We start from the raw sequence: 2,342 nt of genomic DNA on the forward strand, positions 1-2,342 counted from the left end.
GGATCCATGCCCCGGTTCGACCTGCCGCCTGACCAGCTCCGGCAGTACGCGCCCGCGGTCGCCGAGCCCGCCGACTTCGACAACTTCTGGCACACCACCCTCGCCGACGCCGCCGCCCGCCCGGCCCTGCTCGACGTCCGGCCGGAGCGGACCGACCTACGACTGGTCGACTCGTGGGACGTCACGTTCGCCGGCTTCGCCGGCGACCCCGTCCGGGCCTGGTACACCCGGCCGGCGGGGGTGGACGCACCGCTGGCCACAGTGGTGGAATACGTCGGCTACGGGCGCGGGCGCGGCCTGCCGCACGAGCGACTGACCTGGCCGGTGGCCGGATACGCGCACCTGCTGATGGACAGCCGGGGGCAGGCCGGGCAGTACGGCGTGGGCGACACCCCGGACCCACACGGCGCACCCGGCGGGCCCTGGCCGGTCACCTGGGGAATCCTCCGCCCACAGGACTACTACTACCGCCGGCTGATCACCGACGCGGTCCGGGCGGTCGACGCGGTCCGAGCCTTGCCCGGTGTCGACCCGACCCGGATCGTCGCCGCGGGCAACAGCCAGGGTGGAGGGCTCGCCCTGGCGGTCGCCGGGCTGATCGACGACCTCGCGGCACTGTTGACCACCGCGCCGTTCCTCTGTCACGTCCAGCGGGCCATCGAGTTGACCGACGCCTCGCCGTACGGCGAGATCGCCCAGTACCTGGCCGTCCACCGGGAGGCGGAGGAGGCGGTCCGGCGCACCCTGTCCTACGTCGACGGGGTCGCCTTCGCCCGCCGGGCGAGCGCTCCGGCGCAGTTCGGAATCGGGCTGCGCGACACCGTCTGCCCGCCGAGCACCGGCTTCGCCGCCTACAACCAGTACGCTGCGGCGACCGGCTGTTCGGAGCCGCCGGTGCGGGAGATGCACATTTACCCGTTCAACGGCCACGAGGGCGGGGAGGCGGTGCACGTGCGTCGTCAGCTGCGCTGGCTGGCGTCGGTGCTCCCGCGGTAGCCGGCGCCTTGTCGACCCTGCGCCGGGCGCCCCGCCCATGATCGACCAAGCTGCGCCAGGACGCGGTATCCCGGTTCATGGTCCACTCCAGCTGCGTCAGAACGCGCTTTCTCCGACGCGGGAGCCCCCCGACCCGCCGCACACGGAGACGATCATGCCGGTCGTCGCACCGATCACGCCCGGGCACGGGCAGAGCCGATCACGGCCGGCACGGGCAGAGCCGATCACGCCCGGGCACGGACAGAGCCGATCACGCCCGGGCACGGAGCGGCACCGGCCGAGCCGCCGACGGTTCCGGCGGTCGGCAAGGCGACCGCCGGAGCCGTCCGGGCGGGAGCGGGCGGGTCAGCAGGTGGAGTTGGCCTGGGTGAGCAGGCCGAGCCGCCAGGGCAGGCTGTTGTAATCACCGCCGGCGTTGGGGTCCATGCCCTGGTAGAGGAACTGCATTCGGCAGGGACTGATGGGGAGGGTCTGGTCGTTGCCACTGCGGACCAACTCGCCGTGGCTGATGTCCCGGGTCCAGGCGGTGCCGCTGAAGGTGACGTTGTTGGCCCGGGCAAACGGGTTGTTCTCCTCGGCCGCGAGCGCCTGCCAGGGGCCGGCGATGCTGCTGGAGGTCCAGGAGCGGAACCAGCGGCGCCCGTCGCTGCCGATCGCCTCGACCAGGAGCAGGTAGCGGTCACCCACCCGGTAGACGTTGGCGGCTTCGAACAGCCGGTGTGGGTTGGCGTCCTGCATCGCGATGACCGGCTGGCTCATCCCGTTCGGGAAGTTGGCCACGCTGGTCTGGGACCGGTAGAGGTGCCCGTTGTCGTCGGAGGAGAACAGGTGGCAGTTGGCGTTGTCACAGATCACCCACATGTCGACCCAGTAGCCGTTGCCGATGTTGTCCCGGATGATGTCCGGCATCCCGCTGTAGAAGTGCTTCGGCGCGGTCCAGCCGTTCGGGTTGCTGATATCGGGGTTCGTGGAGTACGACGCGTTGCCGGTCTGGTAGACCAGGTACCACAGCCGCTGCGGGGCGAAGTAGAACACCTGCGGCGCAGCCCGGTAGCCGGTGCCGAGCGGGGCTTGGTCGAGGTAGTGGAATGTCGCCGAGCCGGCCTGCGACCAGTCGGCGAAGTTGAAGTAGACCAGGTTGTAGCCCGACGACTTCGCGGTGCTGGCGAAGACGTGGTAGCGGCCGTTGTGGTAGACCACGGACGGATCCTTGATCCCGGCGATGTTCCGGCCGTCGGCCTTCGGGCCGACCAGCGCTCCGCTGGAGTTCCACCGGAAGCTGCTCGGCAGGCTGCCACCCGGCGGCGGCGTGGTCGGAGGTGGCGTGGTGGGCGGCGGTGTGGTGG

General features: G+C 71.1%; 2 protein-coding genes. One reads left to right on the plus strand and one right to left on the minus strand.

All coding sequences use genetic code 11. The annotated features are described in order from the left end of the window. Window positions 1-6: 6 nt before the first annotated feature. Entirely contained in the window at window positions 7-996 is a 990-nt protein-coding gene (locus E1166_RS30220; protein WP_132343209.1) for an acetylxylan esterase, read from the plus strand. Window positions 997-1,341: 345 nt separating this feature from the next. On the opposite strand, the gene E1166_RS30225 is transcribed toward E1166_RS30220, so the two are convergent. Continuing rightward, window positions 1,342-2,342, minus strand: a 1,001-nt coding sequence (locus tag E1166_RS30225; protein WP_207914657.1) for a non-reducing end alpha-L-arabinofuranosidase family hydrolase, incomplete at its 5' end; no start/stop codon positions are given.

Source organism: Micromonospora sp. KC213 (assembly GCF_004348325.1).
In the GTDB taxonomy this organism is placed as follows: Bacteria; Actinomycetota; Actinomycetes; order Mycobacteriales; family Micromonosporaceae; genus Micromonospora.